This is a genomic window from Colwellia sp. NW0002-52-1 (assembly GCF_057550865.1).
Window position 1 is genome coordinate 24,378 of sequence record NZ_BAAJLU010000021.1, and the last position, 23,532, is coordinate 47,909.

Annotated in this window: 19 protein-coding genes; 14 read left to right on the forward strand and 5 right to left on the reverse strand. The window is 37.8% G+C overall.

The window, feature by feature from the left end; all coding sequences use genetic code 11:
- Nucleotides 1-5 precede the first annotated feature (5 nt).
- The 13 genes from rseP to AC27H3_RS16165 all read left to right on the forward strand — a co-directional run bounded on the left by rseP (nt 6) and on the right by AC27H3_RS16165 (nt 17,047).
- Nucleotides 6-1,361 (forward strand): sigma E protease regulator RseP, encoded by a 1,356-nt coding sequence (rseP, locus tag AC27H3_RS16105; protein ID WP_487107776.1) that lies wholly within the window; start codon nt 6-8, stop codon nt 1,359-1,361.
- Nucleotides 1,362-1,388: 27 nt separating this feature from the next.
- Nucleotides 1,389-3,863: an outer membrane protein assembly factor BamA gene (gene bamA, locus AC27H3_RS16110; protein ID WP_487107778.1), complete on the forward strand. Its 2,475-nt coding sequence runs from the start codon at nt 1,389-1,391 to the stop codon at nt 3,861-3,863.
- A gap of 152 nt (nt 3,864-4,015) precedes the next feature.
- Nucleotides 4,016-4,534 carry an OmpH/Skp family outer membrane protein gene (locus AC27H3_RS16115; protein WP_085302530.1) on the forward strand — a complete coding sequence of 173 codons (519 nt, stop codon included), beginning with the start codon at nt 4,016-4,018 and terminating at the stop codon, nt 4,532-4,534.
- 177 nt (nt 4,535-4,711) lie between these two features.
- Nucleotides 4,712-5,740: a UDP-3-O-(3-hydroxymyristoyl)glucosamine N-acyltransferase gene (gene lpxD / locus AC27H3_RS16120; protein ID WP_487107819.1), complete on the forward strand. Its 1,029-nt coding sequence runs from the start codon at nt 4,712-4,714 to the stop codon at nt 5,738-5,740.
- 23 nt (nt 5,741-5,763) lie between these two features.
- On the forward strand, nt 5,764-6,216 hold the full coding sequence (gene fabZ, locus AC27H3_RS16125; RefSeq protein ID WP_487107780.1) for a 3-hydroxyacyl-ACP dehydratase FabZ: 453 nt from the start codon (nt 5,764-5,766) through the stop codon (nt 6,214-6,216).
- A 1-nt stretch (nt 6,217) separates the two neighbouring features.
- Nucleotides 6,218-7,006 (forward strand): acyl-ACP--UDP-N-acetylglucosamine O-acyltransferase, encoded by a 789-nt coding sequence (gene lpxA / locus AC27H3_RS16130; RefSeq protein WP_487107782.1) that lies wholly within the window; start codon nt 6,218-6,220, stop codon nt 7,004-7,006.
- A 9-nt stretch (nt 7,007-7,015) separates the two neighbouring features.
- A complete protein-coding gene (gene lpxB, locus AC27H3_RS16135) occupies nt 7,016-8,203 on the forward strand; it encodes a lipid-A-disaccharide synthase (RefSeq protein ID WP_487107784.1) in 1,188 nt (395 codons plus the stop codon).
- Between the two features lie 18 nt (nt 8,204-8,221).
- The gene (rnhB, locus tag AC27H3_RS16140) at nt 8,222-8,872 is read left to right on the forward strand and encodes a ribonuclease HII (protein WP_487107785.1); all 651 of its coding nucleotides are present in this window, start codon (nt 8,222-8,224) and stop codon (nt 8,870-8,872) included.
- Between the two features lie 8 nt (nt 8,873-8,880).
- Nucleotides 8,881-12,444 carry a DNA polymerase III subunit alpha gene (gene dnaE, locus AC27H3_RS16145; RefSeq protein WP_487107787.1) on the forward strand — a complete coding sequence of 1,188 codons (3,564 nt, stop codon included), beginning with the start codon at nt 8,881-8,883 and terminating at the stop codon, nt 12,442-12,444.
- 52 nt (nt 12,445-12,496) lie between these two features.
- Nucleotides 12,497-13,453, forward strand: coding sequence for an acetyl-CoA carboxylase carboxyl transferase subunit alpha (gene accA, locus AC27H3_RS16150; protein WP_487107789.1), 957 nt, complete (start codon nt 12,497-12,499; stop codon nt 13,451-13,453).
- 91 nt (nt 13,454-13,544) lie between these two features.
- Nucleotides 13,545-14,921, forward strand: a complete 1,377-nt coding sequence (gene tilS, locus AC27H3_RS16155; protein WP_487107791.1) for a tRNA lysidine(34) synthetase TilS — start codon at nt 13,545-13,547, stop codon at nt 14,919-14,921.
- 107 nt (nt 14,922-15,028) lie between these two features.
- On the forward strand, nt 15,029-16,264 hold the full coding sequence (gene sstT / locus AC27H3_RS16160) for a serine/threonine transporter SstT (RefSeq protein WP_487107792.1): 1,236 nt from the start codon (nt 15,029-15,031) through the stop codon (nt 16,262-16,264).
- A 213-nt stretch (nt 16,265-16,477) separates the two neighbouring features.
- Nucleotides 16,478-17,047 (forward strand): PhnA domain-containing protein, encoded by a 570-nt coding sequence (locus tag AC27H3_RS16165; RefSeq protein ID WP_487107793.1) that lies wholly within the window; start codon nt 16,478-16,480, stop codon nt 17,045-17,047.
- Between the two features lie 260 nt (nt 17,048-17,307).
- On the opposite strand, the gene AC27H3_RS16170 is transcribed toward AC27H3_RS16165, so the two are convergent.
- From AC27H3_RS16170 to AC27H3_RS16180, 3 genes are all read right to left on the reverse strand, one after another.
- Nucleotides 17,308-17,799, reverse strand: a complete 492-nt coding sequence (locus AC27H3_RS16170; RefSeq protein ID WP_487107795.1) for a hypothetical protein — start codon at nt 17,797-17,799, stop codon at nt 17,308-17,310.
- 128 nt (nt 17,800-17,927) lie between these two features.
- Nucleotides 17,928-18,392 carry a methyltransferase family protein gene (locus tag AC27H3_RS16175; RefSeq protein ID WP_487107797.1) on the reverse strand — a complete coding sequence of 155 codons (465 nt, stop codon included), beginning with the start codon at nt 18,390-18,392 and terminating at the stop codon, nt 17,928-17,930.
- Nucleotides 18,393-18,653: 261 nt separating this feature from the next.
- Nucleotides 18,654-20,510: a DUF885 domain-containing protein gene (locus AC27H3_RS16180; RefSeq protein ID WP_487107799.1), complete on the reverse strand. Its 1,857-nt coding sequence runs from the start codon at nt 20,508-20,510 to the stop codon at nt 18,654-18,656.
- A 194-nt stretch (nt 20,511-20,704) separates the two neighbouring features.
- On the opposite strand from AC27H3_RS16180, the gene AC27H3_RS16185 reads away from it, so the two are divergent.
- Nucleotides 20,705-21,196: a GNAT family N-acetyltransferase gene (locus AC27H3_RS16185; protein WP_487107801.1), complete on the forward strand. Its 492-nt coding sequence runs from the start codon at nt 20,705-20,707 to the stop codon at nt 21,194-21,196.
- 167 nt (nt 21,197-21,363) lie between these two features.
- Here AC27H3_RS16185 and AC27H3_RS16190 read toward each other — a convergent pair whose 3' ends face one another.
- Nucleotides 21,364-22,716: a M20/M25/M40 family metallo-hydrolase gene (locus tag AC27H3_RS16190; RefSeq protein WP_487107803.1), complete on the reverse strand. Its 1,353-nt coding sequence runs from the start codon at nt 22,714-22,716 to the stop codon at nt 21,364-21,366.
- Nucleotides 22,717-22,858: 142 nt separating this feature from the next.
- Nucleotides 22,859-23,392, reverse strand: a complete 534-nt coding sequence (locus AC27H3_RS16195) for a YaeQ family protein (RefSeq protein ID WP_487107805.1) — start codon at nt 23,390-23,392, stop codon at nt 22,859-22,861.
- Between the last annotated feature and the right edge of the window lie 140 nt (nt 23,393-23,532).

Below are 23,532 nucleotides of genomic sequence, written 5' to 3' on the forward strand. Positions count from 1 at the left end.
GTAGCATGATAGAGTTTATTTGGAATCTTGCATCTTTTGTCGTTGCACTGGGTATTTTGATCACTGTTCATGAATACGGCCACTTTTGGATTGCACGCAAAAATGGGGTGCAAGTAGATAAGTTCTCTATTGGTTTTGGTAAGGCTATTTGGCGAAAAGTGGATCGTCATGGCACTGAGTTTGTTATTGCGATGATACCGCTAGGGGGCTATGTTAAAATGCTTGATAGCCGTGTCGACGAAGTTAGCGAAGAACAAATAAGCCGTACATTTAATGCTAAGTCGGTTTATCAACGAATTGCTATTATAGCTGCCGGACCTTTTGCTAATTTTGCTTTTGCGATTGTCGCTTTCTACATCATGTTTTTAATTGGTGTGCCGAGTGTTAAGCCTATTATTGGTGAAGTGGAGGTTGGCTCAATTGCGGCTAAAGCCAAGTTACCAAAACAAGGTGAAATCATTGCTATTTCAGGACAGAAAACGGTTGATTGGCAAGATGTAAATTTAGCCTTAGTGAGTTCTATTGGCGATAAAGAAATTACCTTTACAGTAAAACAGGCGAATAGAACAACAAGCCAAGAATTTACTTTAAATACTGACAATTGGTCATTTGCTCCAGAAAAAGAATCAGCAATGGCGAGTTTAGGTTTTATGCCTTTTCGAGCTGAAACACAGACAAAGTTAGCCTTAGTGGCCAAGGGTAGCCCAGCAGAAAAAGCAGGCTTAAAGGCTGGCGATGAATTATTGTCGATTGCCAATGAAAACATTGAGGGTCAATGGTTAAGGTTTTCAGAACAAATTAAATTATACCCAGAGCAAAATGTTTTAGTCGAAGTGTTACGTAACGGAGAAACAATTACGCTCGATGTTTTTCCTGAAGCAAAAAAAATTCAGAATAAAGTTGTTGGGTATTTAGGTGTACAGCCAATTTCAGCACCATACCCTCAAGAGTATTTGTTTGATCACCAATATGGACCTATTGCTGCAATTGAGCAAAGCGTTCAAAAAACATGGAATTTAGTAGTATTAAGTTTTGATATGATCGGTAAGCTATTTACCGGTGATGTATCAGTGAAAAATCTAAGTGGGCCAATATCGATAGCACAAGGTGCCGGTAGTAGTGCTGATTATGGTTTAGTGTACTTTTTAGGCTTTTTAGCATTAATTAGTATTAACTTGGGCATAATTAACCTTTTACCTTTACCCGTATTAGACGGAGGACACTTATTTTATTATTTTATCGAGCTTTTAACGGGGAAACCCGTACCAGAAAAAATACAAGAAATAGGTTTTAAATTTGGTACTATAGCGCTACTAAGCTTAATGAGTATCGCCATATTTAACGATTTATCGCGATTATAACTAAAAGAAGTATAAAGTTAATATTTTATGATTATTAAAAAACTTGCCCTGGCGGTATTATTAGGTAGTTTGGGAGCAACAGCACAAGCTGCTGATGACTTTCAAGTGGAAGATATTCAAGTTAAAGGTTTGCAACGCGTAGCGTTGGGAGCAGCATTAACACATATTCCATTCAACGTTGGCGATAACTTAAACGAGTTTCGTGTTTCTCAGTCAATTAAAGCACTTTACAAGTCTGGTCACTTTAGTGATGTTGTGGTGTCTAGAGATGCTAATACAGTTATCTATCGTGTACGAGAAAGAGCCACGATAAGTGCGATTACTTTTGATGGTAACAAAGACTTAAAAGAAGAGCAGCTAACTGAAAGTCTTGATGGTAGTGATATTCGTGTTGGTGAAACACTTGATATGACCGTAATTTCTGGTATTGAAGTTGGCTTAGAAGATTTTTACCACAGTGTAGGTAAATACAACGCTGATGTTAAAGCCAATGTTACTCACTTACCACGTAACCGTGTAAATATTGATTTCGTTTTCAAAGAAGGCGACGCAGCAGCGATAGAGCAAATTAACATTGTTGGTAATGAAAAGTTTTCAGATGCTGAGCTTTTAGAGCGCATTGAATTAACCTACGATTCACCTTGGTGGGATTTTATGGCGCAAGATCGCTATCAAAAACAAACCTTACAAGGTGATATGGAAACTATCCAAAGTTACTATCTTGACCGTGGTTATTTACAATATAAAGTTGATTCTACACAAGTTTCAATGACGCCAGATAAAGAAGCGGTATATATTACTCTTAACGTAACTGAAGGTGATCTTTATACCGTTAGTGAAGTAGACTTTATTGGCGATATGGCCGGTTTTGAAAAAACTATTCGTGCCATCACTCCCATTCAAACAGATACGCTTTATAACGGTGCGTTAGTCACTTATTCTGAAGAATTGGTCAGTAAATTTCTTGGTCGTTATGGCTACGCTTATCCAAAAGTAGTGACAATTCCAGAAATTGATGAAGAAAACAAAACCGTAAAATTAGTTTTATCAGTAGATCCTGGTAAGCGTGTTTATGTTAACCGCATTAACTTTAAGGGTAATCATGTTACGGCTGAGCATGTTCTACGCCGCGAAATGCGTCAAATGGAAGGTGCGTGGTTATCTAATAACCTAGTTGAAGGTTCAAAAGCTTGGGTACAACGTTTACCTTATATGGAAACCGTTGAATTTGAAACTAATCAGCTTCCGGGCGAAGACGACCTTGTTGATATTGACTTTGAAGTTAAAGAGCAACCTTCTGGCTCGTTTACCGCAGGTATTGGTTACGGTTCACAAACACAATTGAGCTTAAACGCTGGTGTACAACAAAATAACTTTTTAGGTACAGGTAACCGTTTAGGTTTTAGTATAAACACTTCTAGTTACTCAAGAAGTGCAAATATTTCATTCACCGACCCATATTTTACGGTTGATGGTGTCTCATTAGGCGGAAATATTTTCTATCAAGAATTTGATGCTGGTAACGCCAACCTTGTTGAATATAACAACAAAACTTATGGTGCTGGTGTTACTTTAGGTTTTCCGATTAACGAATATGTAAGATTAAGCTTTGGTTTAGGATATAAAAACAACGGTATTACACGTTTAGAAACTTATGAACAAATTCAACAGTTTTATGAATTATATTCAGATCCAAACGATCCAGATGGTGGCTTAAGCTTTGAAAGTTTTGATATTAACGCGGCTATATCTCGTTCAACACTAAACCGTGGTACTTTCCCAACAGATGGCTCGCAACAAAGTTTATCTTATAAGATGACAACGCCTAATTCTGATGTAAATTACTTCAAAATTAATTTGGATACAAAATGGTACTTCCCATTAACACGTGACCAACGTTGGACAGTTTTAGCTAAGTTTCAATTAGGCTACGGTAACGGTTATGGTTCAGTTGAAGGTAATGATCAAATATTACCATTTTGGGAAAACTTTAGAGCAGGTGGCTCAGGCACGTTACGTGGTTTCGAATCTAATATAGTTGGCCCTCGTGCTATTTACCGCCGTTCATCAACAATCCCTGGCACACCAGATGCCGTTGGCTCAGCAGGTGGTTGTTGTTTAGGTCCTGATCACGACTTTATTCAAACATCACGACGCTCGGTGGGTGGTAATGCCATCGCCATTGCTGGTGTTGAATTGATTGTACCAACACCATTTTTAGACGAAGGTTTTAGTAATAGCGTTCGCTCAAGTATATTTGTTGATGCAGGTAATGTTTGGGATACTGAGTTCAGTTTAAGTGATTATAAAGACTTAAATGGCGTTGAGTTTGACAAAATAGCAGACTATTCAGATGTTGGGCGTTATAGGGCATCTGCTGGTTTATCTGTTCAATGGTTATCTCCAATGGGACCGATGATTTTTAGTTTTGCTAAAACATTGAAAGAAGAAGAGGGTGATGATACCGAATTCTTTAGCTTTAATATTGGGCAAACGTTTTAAATTTATTTAGGTTTTAAGTAGATAAAGGCTAATATTTGCGCAAAATGTGTGCGCTTTAAATAAATAGGCTTGAACCAAGTTAACTGAGGCGGTATAACTACCGCATAACAAAATTATATAAAAAATATTAGAAGATATTTTAGGAGTAAAGTTTGAAAAAATTGATTAAATCTATTGCATTCGCTACAGCAGCATCAGGATATATTTTAGCTAGTTCAGCAATGGCTGCAGACCAAAAAATTGGTGTAGTTAACTTCCAAGAAGTTATGGGTAAAATCCCACAAACTGCGGCAATAATGAAAAGCTTAGAAGAAGAGTTTAAAGATGAAAAAGCTGTGCTTGCGCAACTTGAGCAAGACTTTAAATACCTTCAAGAAAAACGTAAGCGTGATGGTGCTTTAATGAGCGCTAAAGAAATTGAAGAGTTAGAAGGTAAAATTGGTAAGCTTTACCAAGACTACCAAACTAAAGGTAAAGCTTTTCAGCAGAGCTCAGGCGCTAGAAAAAATGAAGAAACTAACAAAATTATTGCGTTAGTTCGTCAAGCAATTGATAACATTGCAGCCAAAGGCGATTATGATTTAGTACTTGAACAAAGTGCTGTTGTTTATTCAAAACCACAAACAGCAATTACCGAAGAAGTTGTTAAACAAGTTAGCAAATTAAACTAATCATTAGTTTTAAGCTGTTCGAATAAAAGTCATTTCGATTTTTATTCATCGCTTCTCGACTCTTTAATATTCCGAATCAAGTTGATTCGGAATATTGCGTTTAGCCCTATGCTGGTTAACGCTTCCTTTAAGCCTATACTTTAAAATAATACTTTAGAGCACATATAAAAGAAGTTTATTCTTATGAGTTACACTCTTGCAGAAATCGCAGAAAAAATTGGCGCTGTTGTTCAAGGTGATGAACAATGCAATATTGTCAGTCTAGCAACTTTAGCATCAGCCACTAGCGGACAGATCGCCTTTTTAGCAAATAGTAAATATAGTGATCAATTAGCCACAACCAATGCTAGTGCGGTTATTGTAACTCAAGCGGAAGCCTCAAAATGTCAGTGTAATGCCTTAGTTATGGACAACCCATACGTTGGTTATGCTTTGGTAGCACAATTACTTGATACAACGCCTAAACCTGCAAACCTTATACATGCATCAGCTGTGATTGATGAAAGTGCTATTATAGGTAATGACGTTTCAATTGGCGCTAATGCTGTTATTGAAGCTGGGGTTAACCTTAGCGAGGGCGTTAGCGTAGGAGCAGGTAGTTTTATCGGTATTGGTGCAACCATTGGCGTTAATTCTACTATTTGGTCTAATGTTAGTATTTATCATGGCGTGATTATTGGCGAAAATTGTGCTGTACATGCCAACACGGTTATCGGTGCTGACGGCTTTGGTTATGCAAATCATAAAGGCACTTGGGTAAAAATACCGCAGTTGGGTACAGTCGTTATTGGGGACAATGTTGAAATTGGTGCCAGTACTACCATTGACCGAGGTGCCTTAGGTAACACTATCATTAAAAATGGCGTTATTTTAGATAACCAAATACAGATTGCTCATAACGTTGTGATCGGTGAGAATACCGCTATAGCAGCGTGCAGTGTTATCGCTGGCAGCACTGAAGTTGGAAAAAATTGTATTATTGCTGGTCTGGTTGGCATCAATGGCCATATTAACATTGCAGATGGCTGTGTTTTTACTGGCATGACAATGGTTACCAAATCCTTAAAAGAACCGGGTGTTTATTCATCGGGTATGCCATGCCAACCTAATAAAGAATGGCACAAAAATAATGCTAGGATCCGTAAACTAGAATCCTTAACTAAGCGGTTAAGTATTTTAGAAAAATCTAGTAATCTGACGTCTTAGATAAGTAAAAAGAGGAAATAATTTTGGAATCGCAAAAAAATATTATTGATGTCGAAGAGATAAAAACACTTATTCCCCATCGTTACCCGTTTTTATTAGTTGACCGTGTACTCGATTACACGCCTGGTAAGTCGATTCATGCAATTAAAAACGTTACCGTTAACGAACCTGCATTTATGGGACATTTTCCAAATTATTCTATTTTCCCAGGTGTTTTAATTCTTGAAGCTTTAGCACAAGCAAGTGGCATACTTGGCTTTAAGTCTGTTAAAGATCAAACTGAAGGTGAGTTATTTCTATTTGCTTCAATTGACAAAGCAAAGTTTAAAAAACCAGTACATCCTGGTGATACTATGCATTTACATCTAGAGCTGATAAAAGAGCGTCGCGGAATGTGGAAGTTTTATGGTGAAGCTAAAGTTGACGGCAAAGTTGTCTGTTCTGCAGACTTAATGTGCGCAAGAAAGGCATTGTAATATGATTGATTCAACGGCAATGATCCACCCGCAAGCGATTATCGAAGATGGCGCAGTTATCGGCAAAAATGTGAAAATTGGCCCTTGGACACATATAACTGCAAATGTAGTTATTGGAGACGATTGTCATATCAGCTCACATGTTGTTATTAATGGTCCCACTACTATTGGTAAAGGTAACCGCATATTTCAGTTTGCTTCTATTGGCGAAGATTGCCAAGATTTAAAGTATGCGGGTGAATTAACTGAACTAGTGATAGGTGATAACAATACATTTCGTGAAAACTGTACTGTTCACCGTGGTACTGTTCAAGACAATAGTTTAACCCAAATTGGCAGCAATAATTTATTTATGGCTTATACCCATATTGCTCATGATTGCATGGTAGGAAGTCATTGTATTTTAGCGAACGGTGCCTCAATTGCTGGTCATGTTCATGTCGGTGATCACGCTATTATTGGTGGAATGGCAGGCGTTCATCAATTTTGCCATATTGGCGATCATTGTTTTGTTGCTGCAAACTCTTTGATTCTTAAAGATGTGCCGCCTTTCGTTATGGCGTCTGGACAGCCAGCAAAACCATTTGGTTTAAATAGTGAAGGCTTAAAACGTCGAGGCTTTGATGCTGATGTAATTTTGCAAATCAAACGTGCATACAAAGCGGTATACCGCCAAGGATTAACAGTCGATGAAGCGATAGCAAAAATTAACGATTCAGAACACAAGTTAGTTGAACTCGATACGTTTACCGACTTTATTAAAAACTCTAGTCGCGGCATTGTTCGATAATTTATGGTGATGGCAACTAATTCCACCGATATTTCGTCAATCAAAGCATCAAATGATGACACTATTACTTTTGCTATGGTCGTTGGAGAGCACTCCGGCGATACTTTAGGCGCAGGTTTAATGCAACAGCTACAGTTAAGATACCCAAACGCTAAGTTTATCGGTATTGGTGGCCCTAAAATGCTAGCGTTAGGCTTCGAATCACTATTTGATATGGAAGAGCTATCCGTAATGGGAGTTTTTGAAGTACTGGGTAGATTACGCCGACTACTTCATGTTCGTAAATCTTTAGTAGATTACTTTATTGCCAACAAGCCTAATGTGTTTATTGGTATAGATGCTCCTGATTTTAATATTACCCTTGAAGGTAAATTAAAAGTAGAGGGTATTAAAACGGTTCATTACGTCAGCCCTTCAGTTTGGGCGTGGCGCGAGAAGCGGGTGTTTAAAATTGCTAAAGCAACCAATATGGTGTTGTCATTATTACCTTTTGAAAAAGCTTTTTATGACAAACACCAGATCCCCTGTACTTTTGTTGGGCATTCGTTAGCTGACGATATTCCGTTAGTTTCTGATAAGCAATCGGCGAGACAAGCACTAGGTTTACTTGATTCTGCAAAAATTTTAGCCCTCATGCCCGGTAGCCGAGGTGGTGAGCTGTCGCGCTTAGTTGAGCCATTCTTACGTAGTGCCCAAAAATTACTCAGCAAGTATCCAGAGAAAGCCGATGAGCTAACATTCGTTGTACCTATGGTTAGTGATAAAAGGGCAGAGCAATTTAACCAACTACACCAACAAATAGCGCCTGAACTTTCAGTAAAAGTTATTGTCGGTAAAACACAGCAAGTCATGGCGGCTAGCGATTGTTTATTAACCGCGTCTGGCACGGTAACGCTTGAAGCTGCTTTGATAAAACGCCCTATGGTGATCTGTTATAAATTCAATCCGCTAACTTATCATATGTTTAAAGGTTTTGTTAAATTGAAGTGGTTTTCATTACCTAATTTGCTGGCCAATAAAAGTTTAGTGCCAGAGCTACTTCAAGCTAAAGTAACAGTAGAAAATATATTACCTTTAGTTGAAGAGCGTTTGTTTGAAGACCAATCTGCTTTAAATCAGGCGTTTACAGATATTCATTTAGCACTTAAGCAAAACGCAAGTGAACAAGCGGCTATCGCTGTTACCAATTTATTATAATCTTTAAGCAGAGTTATTATGCCGGCAATTAAGAAAGTTTTTCCTCCTTTTGAGTACCCCGTTGCTTATTGTATTGCAGGTGTTGACGAAGTTGGACGAGGTCCATTGGTAGGTGACGTAGTAACTGCAGCAGTTATATTAGATCCCGATAACCCTATTGCAGGGTTAATGGATTCAAAAAAGCTATCAGAAAAGAAAAGACAGCAATTATCAATAGAAATTAAGCAAGGTGCTATCGCTTGGTCGATTGGTCGCGCTTCCCCAGAAGAAATTGATACCCTTAATATTCTGCATGCAACTATGTTGGCAATGCAGCGAGCAGTTCAAGGTTTAAGTGTTACACCAGATTTTGTGTTAGTTGACGGTAATCGTTGTCCGACATTTGCTCATGAAAATGGTGATATAGCGAGCCAAAGTGTTGTTAAAGGTGATGCTCGTGTATCAGAAATCAGTGCGGCGTCAATATTAGCGAAAGTGGCGAGAGATGATGAGATGATAGCATTAGATAAGCTGTATCCTTATTATGGATTTGCCCAGCATAAAGGTTATCCTACTAAAGCTCACTTAGAAAAAATTATTGAGCATGGTGTACTGGATTGCTATCGAAGAAGTTTTAAACCGGTCGCTAATGTACTAGCAAATGCAGAAACACATAATAAAAATAATTAGAGCAGCAAATGTCTGAAACCGAGTTAGCAACAATTAATACCACTGCCCCTGATGTTATCGTGGCAGAATACGGCAATGATCCCGCGTTTATTCATTTAAGAATACACAGTGATTACTCTATGTCAGATGGCTTAAAAAAAGTTAAGCCTATTGTTGCTCGTGCTGCAGAGCTAAAAATGCCAGCGATAGCCCTGACAGACCAAACAAATTTATGTGGTTTAGTTAAATATTATCATGCAGCACATGGTGCAGGTTTAAAGCCTATTATCGGGTGTGACTTTTGGGTTAAAAGTGATGCGTTAGAAGGTGAACTATCCCGGATTGTTGTGTTAACAACGAATAATGCCGGCTATAAAAACTTAACTGAATTAATTTCTAAAGCTTATTTACGTGGTCATATTCAAGGTAAAGCTGTTATCGATAGAGACTGGCTAATTGATCACACTGAGGGGTTAATTCTTCTTTCTGGCGGTCGCGAAGGTGATGTAGGTAAAGCGCTGCTTAAAGGTAATCGCGAATTTGTTGATGAAATGGTCTCGTTCTATCAGCAATACTTTCCAAATCGTTTTTATCTTGAGCTAATTCGTACCGGACGAAACGATGAAGAAAATTATATTCACCTAGCAGTAGATCTTGCTGCAAGTCATAACTTGCCCGTTGTTGCCACCAATGAAGTTATGTTCTTAAGTCCAGAAGACTTTGATGCCCACGAAATTCGTGTTGCGATACATGACGGCTTTACTTTAGATGATAAGCGTCGCCCTAGAAAATACTCTAAAGAGCAATACTTGCGTACCGAAGAAGAGATGGTGGCGCTGTTTGCTGACATTCCTGAAGCACTTGCAAACTCGGTAGAAATAGCAAAACGTTGCAATGTTACTGTACGTTTAGGCGAATATGTATTACCTGATTTCCCAACTGAAGGCTTATCGATAGAAGACTATTTAGTTAAAGTTTCTGAGGAAGGTTTACAGGAACGGTTAGAATTTTTATTTGATAAAGACGCTCCTGACTTTGCTGAAAAACGTAAGCCATACGATGAACGACTAGCAATTGAGCTAGAAGTTGTTAATAACATGGGGTTTCCCGGTTATTTCTTGATCGTAATGGAGTTTATTCAGTGGAGTAAAGATAATAACATTCCTGTCGGTCCTGGCCGTGGTTCTGGTGCTGGTTCTTTGGTGGCTTACGCACAAAAAATTACTGATCTTGACCCGTTAGAATACGATTTACTCTTTGAGCGATTTTTGAACCCAGAACGTGTATCAATGCCAGATTTTGATATCGACTTTTGTATGGACAGACGCGATGAGGTTATTGACCATGTTGCAGAGCTATATGGACGTGATGCGGTATCGCAAATTATTACTTTTGGTACTATGGCGGCCAAAGCTGTTATTCGAGATGTTGGCCGTGTACTAGGCCATCCTTATGGCTTTGTTGACCGAATTTCAAAACTTATTCCGCCAACACCGGGTATGACCTTAGCAAAAGCGTTTGAAGAAGAGCCTAAACTGCCTGAAGTTTATGCTCAAGACAGTGATGTAAAAGATTTAATTGATATGTGCCGAATTTTAGAAGGCACAACACGAAATGCAGGTAAACATGCCGGTGGTGTTGTTATTTCACCCACCACAATCACCGACTTCGCTCCACTGTATTGTGATGAAGAAGGTAAAAACCCAGTAACGCAATTCGATAAAAATGATGTAGAAGATGCGGGTTTAGTTAAATTCGATTTTCTTGGTTTACGTACGTTAACTATTTTGCAGTGGGCCATTGAAATGGCGGATGCAAAATTATTAAAGCAGGGCAAAGAACCGATTAATTTAGCCGCGATTGATCTCGAAGATAAAGCCAGTTTTAAAGTGTTATTAAAGTCGGAAACAACGGCAGTTTTCCAACTTGAATCCAGTGGTATGAAATCACTGATCGCAAAACTAAAACCCGATTGTTTTGAAGATATTATCGCTTTGGTAGCATTGTTCAGACCTGGTCCGTTGCAATCAGGCATGGTTGATAACTTTATCGAACGTAAGCATGGTCGTGAAGCAATTAGTTACCCTGATGAAACATGGCAACACATTGATTTAAAACCTATTCTTGAGCCGACTTACGGTATTATTTTGTATCAAGAACAGGTAATGCAAATAGCGCAGGTACTTGCAGGCTATTCGCTAGGTGGCGCTGATATGTTACGTCGTGCCATGGGTAAGAAAAAGCCGGAAGAAATGGCTAAGCAACGAGCTGGTTTTGAAGCGGGTGCTGTTGGCCGAGGTGTTGACGGCGAACTCGCGATGAAAATTTTTGACTTGGTTGAAAAATTCGCTGGCTATGGTTTCAACAAATCTCACTCTGCTGCTTATGCTTTAGTTTCATATCAAACCTTATGGATGAAAACCCATTTTCCAGCGCCATTTATGGCGGCGGTTATGTCTGCTGATATGGACAACACCGACAAAATTGTTACTTTAGTTGATGAATGTAGCAACATGGGGATTGATCTATTACCGCCAGATGTAAACCTAGGACAATATAAGTTTACCGTGAATGATGAAGACCAAATTATATATGGTATAGGTGCTGTTAAAGGCGTTGGTGAAGGTCCTATTGAAGCTATAATAACTGCACGTGAAAGCGGTGGTGACTTTATTGATTTATTTGATTTTTGTGCCCGTGTTGATTTGAAAAAAATTAACAAACGGGTATTGGAAAAACTCATTAAATCAGGTGCGATGGATTCATTAGGGCCTAAGAGAAAAGATGGACCACACAGAGCCGCTATCTTCGAATCACTTACAGAAGCATTAAAAGCTGCAGAGCAGCATGCAAAGGCGCAAGCGTTAGGGCAAAATGATTTATTTGGTTTAATCAACGAAGAACCCGAAGATAATAGACAATCATACAAAGAAGTACCTAAATGGCCAGAGCAACAATGGCTTGATGGTGAAAAAGAAACTTTAGGCTTATATTTAACGGGCCACCCAATTAACCGTTATTTAAGTGAAATTAAGCGCTATGCAACCGGACGCTTAGTAAGCTTACAACCTACCAATAAAGATAAAACTACCGTAGCGGTAGGGCTAGTGTTAGGTGTGCGGGTATTGGTTAATAAACGTGGCCGTCGTTGGGCGTTAGTAACATTAGATGATAAAAGCGCCAGAATGGACATACGTTTATTCCCTGACGACTACGATAGGTTCGCAGAATTGCTTGTTTCTGATGCAATTTTGGTCTGTAGTGGACAGGTCAGCTTTGATGATTACTCCGGTGGTATTACAATGACGGCTCGCGACATAATGACCATTGCAGATGCAAGGGAAAATTATGTTACGTCACTAGATTTACAACTCGATAAAAATCAGCTGTCAGGACAGTTTATCGAGCAGTTTACACAGGTGCTAACACCCTATAAAGATGGTATTTGTCCTATTCGCGTTTTTTATCAAAGAGATGAAGCGCAAGGTATGCTAGAGTTAGGGGTACAGTGGCGCGTATCGCCAAGCGACATGCTATTATATAATTTAAAAACCCTATTGGGTGACGAGCAGGTCGAGTTAAAATTTAAATAGGTAGTGTTAATTACTAACATTACTCAAAGACAACATAGGTAAGAATAATCATATGTCATTAAATTTTTTAGATTTTGAGCTTCCAATTGCGGAACTTGAAGCGAAAATTGAAGAGTTGCAATTGGTCAACAATGGCCAGGAACTGGATCTTGATTTAGAAGATCAAATTACTCAGTTGCGTGAGAAAAATAGCGACTTAACTAAGAAAATATTTTCTAACTTAGATCCTTGGCAAACTGCGCGCGTTGCTCGCCATCCTCAACGCCCATACACTTTAGATTATTTGCCGCGTATTTTTACTGAGTTTGATGAATTAGCGGGTGATAGAGCTTATGCTGATGATAAAGCCATTGTCGGTGGAACAGCACGTTTAGATGGTCGCCCTGTCATGGTTATTGGTCATCAAAAAGGCCGTTCAACTAACGAAAAAGTTAAACGCAATTTTGGTATGCCTCGTCCTGAAGGTTACCGAAAAGCATTACGCTTAATGAGAATGGCTGAGCGTTTTAATATGCCAATCATTACCTTTATCGACACACCAGGCGCTTATCCTGGTATTGGCGCAGAAGAGCGTGGCCAAAGTGAAGCAATAGCGATGAACTTAAAAGTAATGTCACGTTTGAATGTGCCAATTATTTGTACCGTTATTGGTGAAGGTGGCTCTGGTGGTGCACTAGCTATTGGTGTTGGTGATAAAGTTAATATGCTTGAGTATTCAACTTATTCTGTAATTTCACCAGAAGGTTGTGCTTCTATTTTGTGGAAAACGGCTGAAAAAGCACCAGCAGCTGCAGAAGCAATGGGTATTACTGCCAAACGTATTAAAGAATTAGAGCTTATTGATAGTATAGTTGAAGAGCCTTTAGGTGGCGCTCATCGTGATATGGATCAAATGGCGGCATTTCTTAAGCAGGCGTTAAAATCTGATTTGGCAGAACTAGATAAAATGTCTAAAGACGAGTTGATTGAAAGTCGTTACGACAAACTCATGTCATTCGGTTACTGTTAAAATTAAATAAGCGACCTCAATAGGTCGCTTTTTATTGTCTTTAATATGATACCTCTCACCATTGTAACTTTACCTAATAGTTTTTGAACCTGTGAATATAATTGAAGCGTCACTGATAGAATTTTTTAAAGATACTCCAAATAAAACACTTGTTATTGCCTATAGCGGCGGTGTAGATTCACAAGTGCTATTGGTGGCATTAGCGACTTTAAAGCAGCAGAAAAAGTTAATCAACAAGGTTGTTGTTTGTCATGTTAATCATGGCTTAAGCTCACATGCCGATGAATGGCAGGCATTTGCGCAACAGCAATGTGAGCGTTTTTCTCTACCATTATTTAGCCATAAACTTTATTTAAAGAAACAAGCTCAGCAAAGCCTTGAAGCGATGGCAAGAGATGCGCGTTATAAAGTATTAGTTCAAACATGTACAGAGCCATCCATTATCGTAACTGGCCACCACCTTAATGACCAAGCCGAAACTTTTTTGCTTGCATTAAAGCGCGGGGCAGGGGTTAAAGGTTTATCGGCTATGTCCGGAAGTGCCCAATTAGCTCAACACACGATAGCTCGCCCGTTATTAACGGTGTCTCGTGCTGATATTGTTGACTATGCTAACCAACAAAATCTCAGTTGGGTTGAAGATGAATCTAATAGCGATGAACACTACGATCGAAACTTCATACGTCATCAAGTTTTACCTAACTTAAATACGCGTTGGCCTAGTATTAATAATACTATTGCTCGCAGCGCCGAACATTGTTTTGAAGCGCAGCAATTACTGGATGAATTAGCACAAGAAGACTTATCTAATTGTCAGGTTTCGCCGAATAAACTCTCGGTCGCTATGTTAAATAAGCTCAGTGAGATACGGCTTAAAAACTTATTGCGCTATTTTATTTCCAGCCATGACTTACTCATGCCTTCACGTCAGCAGATGCAGCAAATATGTTTACAGCTTAATGCTAATGTCGACAAGTCGCCGGTTATTCAGCTGAGTAATTATTGTTTTAGGCGTTTTAAGGATGAGTTTTATTTGACTGCAATTTATCAAGATATTAGTTCATGGCAACAAGTTGTTAATCTTGAAAATTTAACATTAGAAGAAAGCCTCAATATAACCTTGCCTGATGGGCTTGGTAAGCTTAATATTTCAGCTAATAAAGCGTTGTTTGGAACAATAAACAGCTGGCAAGCCGCTATCAAAAAGCCTTCAGCTGATCAAATTGTCACTGTTAGATTTTCTCACGAAAATCCTAAATGTTTACCTCAATATAGACAGCATTCACGTGTCTTAAAAAAAGTTTTACAAGAACTTAATATTCCACCTTGGCAACGAAAAAGGCTGCCGTTTATCTTTTTTGATAATGAATTAGTCGCGGTGGCGGGGCACTTTGTTTGTAAACCTTTTTTAGTCGATAACAAGGAAGAGGCATTGTTTGTATCATGGAACAGTGAATCAACTTTTTAAACTAACCATACAACGAATAAACTAGACAATAACCGCCATTAAATGGTAAAAATCTTGCACTACACGCTTGCGTGTTCATATGTATAATAACTCAAATAAGATAAATTATGACATTAGACAATACTACACAAACCCCTTCTTTTATTACCAAGCTCAAATCTATAAATATCGTCAATCAAATCATTATAGCCATTATTTTTGGCGTTATTTTAGCTGTTGTATCGCCTAAACTTGCGATGTCATTTTCTATTTTAGGTGATTTATTTGTAAATGCTTTAAAAGCAGTAGCACCCATTTTGGTACTGGTTTTAGTCGCGGCATCTATTGCTAATCAAAAACCTAACAGTGATGCTAATTTAAAACCCATAGTAGGGCTTTATTTAATTGGTACTATCAGTGCGGCGCTAGTTGCTGTTGCGTTAAGTTTTCTCTTTCCTGTGCAGTTAACCTTAGATATTGTTGGCGCTAGCGCTAACCCGCCACAAGGGCTAGGTGAAGTGTTAACAACACTGGCATTTAAAATTGTTGATAACCCTTTTAATGCTGTTATTACGGGTAACTTTATTGGTATTTTAGCTTGGGGTTTAGGTTTAGGCTTTGCATTAAAAAAAGCTAGCGACAGCACTAAAGTCATGGTTGATGACCTTGCTGAAGCTATTTCTAGTGTGGTGAAATTAGTGATACGTTTTGCGCCACTAGGTATTATGGGCCTAGTAGCCAATACTGTTGCAACAACTGGCTTTGAAACCTTAAGTGAATTTACCCACTTGGTACTAGTGTTAATCGGCGCAATGCTAATTATTGCTTTGGTAGTTAACCCATTAATTGTCTATATTATTATGCGTAAAAACCCTTATCCTTTGGTACTGACTTGTATTAAGGAATCAGGTATTACGGCATTTTTTACCCGAAGTTCAGCAGCAAATATCCCCGTAAATATGGAGTTATGTGAAAAGCTTGATTTACATGAAGACACTTATTCGGTCTCTATCCCTTTAGGTGCCACCATTAATATGGCGGGCGCTGCTATTACTATTACAGTACTAACTCTCGCGGCGGCAAACACCTTAAATATTGAAGTTGATTTTGCTACCGCGATTCTCCTGAGCGTAGTTGCTGCGGTATCAGCTTGTGGTGCGTCAGGCGTTGCTGGCGGTTCTTTACTGCTTATTCCACTAGCTTGCGGTTTGTTTGGCATTAATACCGATATTGCGATGCAAGTTGTTGCGATAGGATTTATTATTGGCGTTATTCAAGATTCAGCTGAAACGGCATTAAATAGCTCTACTGATGTGGTATTTACCGCGGCGGCATCTCATCATATCACCAAAAATTTAGAGTAAACTTTTACATATTTATGTGATCAAACTCTAGCTTTGTTGCTTTATTTTTAAAAGTAACAAAGCTGTTTTCTCTCAGAGCCACAGTTTAAAATCAACAAAACCCTCAGCTTTAAATAACTCACTTTAGCTATAAATTATCTCTTTTTAAAATCGACACTTTTTAAAATTGTGAATTAGGAGCATAATAGCGCAAAAATTTTAGGAGATCCTTTTATGCCAACTGAAAATGCTTTAAAAGCACGCAGCAATAACAACTGTGAATTATGTACCTCACCAGATAACTTATCGGTATTTCCGGTACCTCCTACTAGCGATTTAAGTGCTCAACAAAGTATCTATCTATGTAACAACTGTTTAGAGCAAGTTGAAGGTACAAAAGCGCTTGATGTTAACCACATGCGTTGTTTAACCGATGCTATGTGGAATCAAGAGCCAGCTGTTCAAGTAATGGCTTATCGTTTGTTACATAAATTGTCAGCTGAAAGCTGGGCACAAGATGCATTAGATATGATTTACCTTGAAGACGCTGTTAAAACTTGGGCTGAGCAGGGCATTGCTGCTGCCGAGCGAGAAGGCCCTACACGCGACAGTAATGGTACTGAATTACAAGATGGCGATAATGTTACGCTTATTAAAGATTTAAAAGTTAAAGGCGCAAACTTTACCGCTAAACAAGGCACCATGGTTCGAGGCATCAGTTTAACTGACAACCCAGAGCATATTGAAGGTAAGGTAAATGGTACACGTATTGTATTAGTTGCCAGTTACTTAAAGAAAGCCTAATTCTCAAACTTGATTATCATAAAGCCTGATGAAAGTGTTACGGGAAAATAAACGCTCCCTAATATTTTGGTCAGGTTTTATAACTTTTGAATAATTCTGATACTGACCTATCCCCAAACAAACACAACCAAATAAAGTAGGGTCAGGTACACATTAATCTTTAGTTACCTGATATTTCCAAAAGCGAGCAAGATGATCAAGCTTTAAGCTCAACATAAATGCTTTACAGTTACCAAAACCACCAAAATAACCAAAATCAATTAATGTGTATCTGACCCTACTTTATGTTGTCCCCATCTATCTTTAGCTGTAGCTCGCCATTCAGAGTCAAGTAAGACTTTTGCCATATACTCTAAATAAAAGTCCGCATCTTTATCAAGTTGATCGTAGGTAACATCAATAAGAGAGAGTAGTGCTCGGCCTAAATGGGAGTAGAGAATACGAAAAGTACAATTACCATTTTCAATAACTTGAAATTTAGATATAAATGGATACGGTGTTGAATGTTTAAATTGAATTCCATCAGCACCCGTATCCCAGCTTTTTTTACCTGCGTTAAATATTATTTTTGTATCTTCAATGTAAGTCGCAAAATTGACTTTAGAGCCAAACAATTTTTTTTCGCTATGAGAAAAACCTAAACAGATAGAATCTGTACTTTTTGAACTTTTTAAAAGTATCGTTTTAGCTTCACCTGTTAAAGGGGAAAACTCAATTTTTTTCTGATTATGTGTCCAGTGTCTTAACAGCATATTCCCTCGAATAACCAGTGAAAATCGAATTTAAGTCACGACTAAACATGTGCTTAGTATGAAGATCATATTGCAGTATTTACCATTTCTAAACGTAACACTTCTTGTCTAAAGAAAATTCTGTAAACCTATAGCCAACGGCGAACTTTGTTTTTATAAGTGACATAATCTTCACCAAACAATTTTATTAACATGTGTTCTTCAGGCACAATTTGATATTTAGTGATATACCAAACAAAAAGTCCACAAATTAATAAATTAAGTGGGTTCTCAAGATAAGTTGCATAAGCAAATAATGCTAGTAACATCGCTAAATACATTGGGTTTCTAGAATACTTGTAAATACCGCTATCTACTACTTGAGATGACGTTTCAGGCTTAGTTGGGTTTACGGTTGTTTGGTGTACTCGAAAACTATAAATGGCAAGAAAGCCAATCACTATTGCAATAACCATTAATAATGTGACTAAGGAAATCGTAACAGAGGAAGCAACAAAGCTGCTGAGCGTTATATCAGGTAAGCAGTATTGCAGTAGGCTCATTAATATTATCGCAATCGCTACCTGTAATACGGGGATAACTTTCAATTCCATTTTTATTCCTTGTTAGTGATTAAAGCCCGACACAATATTTGTTAAAGGTTCAAGCTTTGATGATGTTTAAAATCCTAGTTTTTACCTTAATAAAATACAGATTAATGTAATAAAACACAAAAACAAAAACGCCAAATATTAAAAGTATTTGGCGTTTTTAATTTAAGCATTAACTATAGTGTTAACTTTAACTTTAACTTTAACTTTAACTTTAACTTTAGTTTTTTCGTTAAAACGTAAAAAGACTTACTTTCGATAAACTTAACTTTTAGCGGCAATATAGTCGTTAACCATAACTTCAAGTACGTTAAGTGGTACAGCGCCATTGGTTAGCACTACATCATGAAACTCACGAATATCAAACTTATCGCCTAATGCTTGTTTTGCTTTTCCGCGCAGCTCAACAATTTTTAACATACCAATTTTATAAGCGGTTGCTTGCGATGGCATTACCACGTGACGTTCAACCATTTTTACAGCATCTGACTCTGCATTAGGTGTATTATTTACATAATATTCAATACCTTGTGCACGGTCCCATTTTTTATTGTGTATACCGGTATCAACCACTAAACGACAAGCACGCCATAGTTCCATGGCTAAACGGCCAAAGTCAGAATATGGGTCTTGGTAAAAGCCAATTTCTTTCGGGATCATTTCCGAATATAAGCCCCAACCTTCGCTATAAGCTGTATATCCACCAAATTTTCTGAATTTAGGAATACCTTCAAGCTCTTGTTTTAAGGCTATTTGCATATGATGCCCAGGAATACCTTCATGGTAAGCTAAAGCTTCCATTTGGTAAGTTGGCATAGCGGCCATATCGTATAGGTTGGCGTAGTAAATACCTGGACGTGAACCATCTGGTGCAGGCTGTTGGTAAAATGCTTTACCGGCAGATTTTTCTCTAAACTCTTCAACTTTCTTAACTTTTAAATCAGCTTTAGGTTTAGTAATAAATAATTGGTCTAATTCACCTTTCATGGTGTTAATTAAGGCTGTTGCCTCAGTTAAGTAGCGCTGACGTCCGGCATCATCTCCGGCATAATAAAATTGTGGGTCGTGGCGCATAAATTGGAAAAATTCATTTAATGTGCCTTTAAAACCAACTTTAGTCATAATGACACGCATTTCATCATGAATGCGAGCCACTTCATCTAAACCTATTTGATGAATTTCATCAGCAGTTAAATCTGTTGTGGTCGTGCGATTTAGTGCATTGTTGTAAAACTTGTTACCGTTTGGAAACTTCCAAGCACCATCAGTGTTATCTGCTTTTTTCTCAAGTTCGGTTAAGTAACTAACTAATGTTTGGTAGCCAGTTTGAAACTCAGTGGTTAATGCCGAAGATAGTTCATCAGTTAATGCTTTTTTTTCTGCATCAGGAATGTCTAACTTAGCTATTTTTGCCGTAAAGTCAGCGTATAACGTACTGTCATCACCATTATCAAACGGTGCGCCAACTGTTAAGTTTTTTGAATCACGAATAACATGACCAAAAACAAATTTTGGTGCGATAATGCCTTTACTTTCTCTGATTTTAAGTTGATCAACTAATTGCTCTAACAACACTTTTGCATTCTTTACACGGGCAATATAGTCATGTGCTTGCTTGGTGTCTTTAATGCTATGTTGGTTGATCAATAATGCAGGTATTTGAGAATGCACACCAAACATTTGATTAACCGGGTAGTTATGATGACGCCATGGATAGTCAGCAATTTGTTGCTCTAGCTTCTGAGTCAGTAATTGATAACTTAGCTTTGTTTGTTTATCAAGGTTCTCTACCTTGATAATTTGAATACGTTTAAGTGCTTGTTTTGCATAAGCGAGTTCTTTAGCACTGTTTTCTTCTGATAGGTCTTGCCACTTATCATAATCAGTTTTTATACCAAGATAGGTTTGTCTAACAGGGTTGCGATTAACACCTTCCATAAAAATTGTGTCGAATAACTCATTAGCCGCTTGAGAAGCACTTACTGTGCTATTAATATTTGATTCAGTGGCCATTGCAAGGGCGTTATTCCCTTTAGAAGCTGCAGTAGTTGTTTCATTACTACAAGCAACACTTAATACTGCGGTGATAGAGATAACAATAAGTGATTTATTGAAGTTCATGTTATTTTCCTATATTAGTTTATACCTTATATTGCCGTTATTTTTGTCATCGGATCAAGCTTCGCGCGCTCAATGGCTGTTTTTTTGCGTTACTTCAATACTTTTTACTAATTTTTAGCTGCAGGAGTAAATGGTTTACCTAATTAATCAACTTGATATAGTAAGTATATGGGTTAATCAGTTATTGGTTCTTAATGGCAAAAATTTCACAAGTTCTTAACCAGAAAAGTAATTCGTCAAAGCGTTCTGCAATGATTAGTTTCCGCCGAGCTACGTTAGCTGATAGAGCATTTTTGTTAACCTTGCGAAAAAATGCTATGGATCAACATTTACAACTGGCGGGAATTTACCTTGATGACAACGCTCATTTAAAACGTATTGATGAATATTTTGCTGACTCTCATCTTATTCTGATTGAAAACGATAGCATTGGTTTATTAAAATTAGGCTTATTTCCCGATAAAATTCATGTCAGACAATTTCAATTATTACCGGCTTATCAAGGTTTAGGTATTGGCGGTAGGGTACTTGATTTAGTTAAGACAAAAGCACAAGAGAAACAGATCGATATAACCTTAAATGTGTTATTACATAATCCTGCAAAGACGTTATATCTTCGTCATGGTTTTATGGTAACTGAGCGCAATGCTTTGGAGTTTAAAATGCGTTGGCAGTGCCAACATTAATGTTTTAATGGTTAAACAAGGTAAGTGATAAATTCAGCGCTGAATCTAGGGTATAAATCATTGAAAATAGGTTTAATACGCATAAGCCATAAAACCATAATGTATTATGTATTATGTATTATGTATTATGTATCATGGCTTATGGCTCAGCGATTATTCTCAATATGTTAGTAAATTTTACCCATTGAGCGCACCTGTGCTTTATCAATACGTGTTGGTGTTGCTAAACCGTCAACTAATGGTTGAGTCGCGGTGGCTAATGTTTCTATTACTTTATGCATTGACGAAAGATCTAAGCTATTAATATCGTCAGTTACCTTATGATAATGCTGATCTTTATCAAGTTGTGTGCTGCTAAAACTGTGTGCAGGCACACCTAATCGGGCTAGCGTGGCGTTGTCAGAACGATAGAATAAGCCTTGCTCTGGATACGGGTCTTGATAAATTTGTGTGTTAATTTCTACGAGATTTTTATTCAGTAGCTCACCTAAGTTCGAGCGCTCCATACCTGTCATCCAAATCGTGCCAGCTCCAAACTTAGATGGTTTACCGATCATTTCAATATTGATCATCGCAACAACATGGTCAGGATTAAGTTGCTGTGAAAAATATTTTGAACCAAAGCCGCCAATTTCTTCAGCGGTAAATGCACTAAACATTAAGCTGCGTTTATTGTCGCCTTTATTAGCAAAAAACTGTGCCAAGTTTAATACCGCTGTAGTGCCTGAAGCATCGTCATCAGCGCCATTATAAATTTGCTTACCATCTTCAGTAACACCTAAATGATCATAATGTGAAGAGTATAAAACAATGTCTTCAGGGCTTTGTTTACCGGGAAGAACACCAACAACATTGGTTAATGTTTGTTGCGTAATTGTTGCGCTGGCGCTCACCTTATATTGTTCAATTTTACTTTCAACGCTATTGTCATCGCGTAATACCAAAACAAGTGCGCCAGAGTGTTCAAGTAAAAGCTTAGTTAAGCCGCGATTAAAATATCCCTGATAAGCTTTAAAAGTTTTCTTATGTGAATTATCGATAACGACTAAATGCTGTCCACCTTGTTGATTTAACTTACTTAAGGCTGTTCGCATATCATCATCTTTATTAATGATATGCACTTGAGCAACATTATTATCCCATTCAAGCTTTTCTATTGTTGAAGCTATAGCCGTATTTTTAGGACTAATTTGTTTGCCATTTAGATTAACACTCAGTGTATTCGGTTGTATTTGACTAACAGTAAATGTTTGTAAAAAACTTTCGTTGTGCAATGGCTGAAGACCAATTTCAGCAAAACGTTTAGCAATATAATTTGCGGCTTTGTCAATCTCAGGACTAAAGCTTGCTCGACCCTTTAAATCGTCAGACGCTAAATATGTAATATCTTTTATAACTTGTTCAGACGGTATTATTTCAGCCGTAGTGCAAAATGAACTGGTAATTAAGAGAGATACTAAAACAGTTTTTAGAGTCGAATGTTGTTTTTTCTTAGGGATAAACTTTAATTTTTTCATCATGTTTTTGTCATTCTAGTTCAATTAGTTATAACGTTATCATAGCTGAAGCGAAACTTTACAACAGCATAAAAAGGTAAAGTGAGCGACTAACAGCAAGCGAATATGTGTGCTTTGAGCAAGTGCTGCTTATTTAGAGTTCAGGTTACTTAAGTTTCGTTAGTTCAATTAATAAGGATTGTTCGCCACTGGTCAGCCAAACTTGAGCATCTTGAATACTAATTTGAAATTCCATGGAGCGATCAGCTAACAGTTCTAAAGCTTGCGCTGTTTCTTCACTAAAAGATTCAATTGAAAGTTTACCAAATTGATTCAACTTACTTTTAGATTGTTGCCACCAAGTGTCTACACTACTGCCATAGCAATACAGTTTTACTTCTTGTGCGCGATTACAGGCTTTTTTAAGACGTTTATCGTCGAGTTGCCCCAGCTCAATCCACAACTCGATAACTTCGCTGTAATTAATTCGCCAAATGGCTGCTTCGTCTTCATCACTCACACCTTTACCAAATTGCAGGTTTTCACTGGCGTTTAACACATAAGCGATAAGGCGGATCATCATACGACGATCGGTTTCAGACGGGTGTTGCGCTATGGTCAGTTGTATGGTGTCGTAATAGTTACGATCCATATCTGATAAATGAACAGTCGCTTTATTGATGGTTGATTTTAAGGCCATGAACTTCTGAATAATATTTTGAGTAATTAATTCAGTATATTAACGTGAATTAAGCACACGTGATAGTGACTTATCAGAAATTAGCTATTCCAACCCTATGTTACAAATAAGCGTTTACTGTAATTTTATAGGTTTTGAAT

What these genes read in the sequence shown, in the direction of transcription:
- rseP (WP_487107776.1), top strand. Translation starts at nt 6, where the DNA reads ATGATAGAGTTTATTTGGAATCTTGCATCTTTTGTCGTTGCACTGGGT.
- bamA (WP_487107778.1), top strand. Translation starts at nt 1,389, where the DNA reads ATGATTATTAAAAAACTTGCCCTGGCGGTATTATTAGGTAGTTTGGGA.
- lpxA (WP_487107782.1), top strand. Translation starts at nt 6,218, where the DNA reads ATGATTGATTCAACGGCAATGATCCACCCGCAAGCGATTATCGAAGAT.
- lpxB (WP_487107784.1), top strand. Translation starts at nt 7,016, where the DNA reads ATGGCAACTAATTCCACCGATATTTCGTCAATCAAAGCATCAAATGAT.
- rnhB (WP_487107785.1), top strand. Translation starts at nt 8,222, where the DNA reads ATGCCGGCAATTAAGAAAGTTTTTCCTCCTTTTGAGTACCCCGTTGCT.
- dnaE (WP_487107787.1), top strand. Translation starts at nt 8,881, where the DNA reads ATGTCTGAAACCGAGTTAGCAACAATTAATACCACTGCCCCTGATGTT.
- accA (WP_487107789.1), top strand. Translation starts at nt 12,497, where the DNA reads ATGTCATTAAATTTTTTAGATTTTGAGCTTCCAATTGCGGAACTTGAA.
- sstT (WP_487107792.1), top strand. Translation starts at nt 15,029, where the DNA reads ATGACATTAGACAATACTACACAAACCCCTTCTTTTATTACCAAGCTC.
- AC27H3_RS16165 (WP_487107793.1), top strand. Translation starts at nt 16,478, where the DNA reads ATGCCAACTGAAAATGCTTTAAAAGCACGCAGCAATAACAACTGTGAA.
- AC27H3_RS16170 (WP_487107795.1), bottom strand. Translation starts at nt 17,799, where the DNA reads ATGCTGTTAAGACACTGGACACATAATCAGAAAAAAATTGAGTTTTCC.
- AC27H3_RS16175 (WP_487107797.1), bottom strand. Translation starts at nt 18,392, where the DNA reads ATGGAATTGAAAGTTATCCCCGTATTACAGGTAGCGATTGCGATAATA.
- AC27H3_RS16180 (WP_487107799.1), bottom strand. Translation starts at nt 20,510, where the DNA reads ATGAACTTCAATAAATCACTTATTGTTATCTCTATCACCGCAGTATTA.
- AC27H3_RS16185 (WP_487107801.1), top strand. Translation starts at nt 20,705, where the DNA reads ATGGCAAAAATTTCACAAGTTCTTAACCAGAAAAGTAATTCGTCAAAG.
- AC27H3_RS16190 (WP_487107803.1), bottom strand. Translation starts at nt 22,716, where the DNA reads ATGATGAAAAAATTAAAGTTTATCCCTAAGAAAAAACAACATTCGACT.
- AC27H3_RS16195 (WP_487107805.1), bottom strand. Translation starts at nt 23,392, where the DNA reads ATGGCCTTAAAATCAACCATCAATAAAGCGACTGTTCATTTATCAGAT.